General features: G+C 66.4%; 2 protein-coding genes. Both read right to left on the reverse strand.

Annotation, left to right across the window (positions count from 1 at the left end; translation table 11 throughout):
* The coding region (locus C1I99_RS35475) for a hypothetical protein (protein WP_199562478.1) at positions 1 to 202 on the reverse strand (202 nt) is incomplete at its 3' end.
* Positions 203 to 273: 71 nt separating this feature from the next.
* A partial coding sequence (locus tag C1I99_RS35480; RefSeq protein ID WP_199562479.1) for a hypothetical protein occupies positions 274 to 461 on the reverse strand: 188 nt, incomplete at its 5' end.

The raw sequence follows: 461 nt of genomic DNA on the forward strand, positions 1-461 counted from the left end.
TGTCAACGTTGACCGTGCGCGTGACCTTGGCGGCTTTGCCGGCCACGCCGATGGCGTCGCTGTCGCCGTGGCTGTGAGCGTGGCCGTCGGCAGCTTTGGCGGCGGGCGCGGAAGCGGCATGGTCTACGCCGTCATGGGCCTGGCTGGCGAGGGGGGCGAGCGCGACAAGCGCGGCTGCGATGGCGATGAACGACTTTTTCATGGGAACTCTCTTCTGAACTGATGAGTGGAAGGGGAAGTGGTGCGGCCGGGCCTCTACGACGCAAGCTGTTTTCAGTGGTTGTGACCGGAGCCGCCTGTGGGCTTGCGGATCTGGACCTCGATCTCACCCGGCTTGTTGCGCTTGGACGGCGGCATGGACTGGCCGCCCTCGCTCGCAAAGCGGGCGGGCTCCGGCATGGCGCCGGTCCATTCGAAGGCGTTGGTGCCCTTGGGGTGCTTGAACCAGCCCGGGTCTTTGT

This window comes from Micromonospora deserti (assembly GCF_003236335.1).
GTDB lineage: Bacteria > Actinomycetota > Actinomycetes > Mycobacteriales > Micromonosporaceae > Micromonospora > Micromonospora deserti.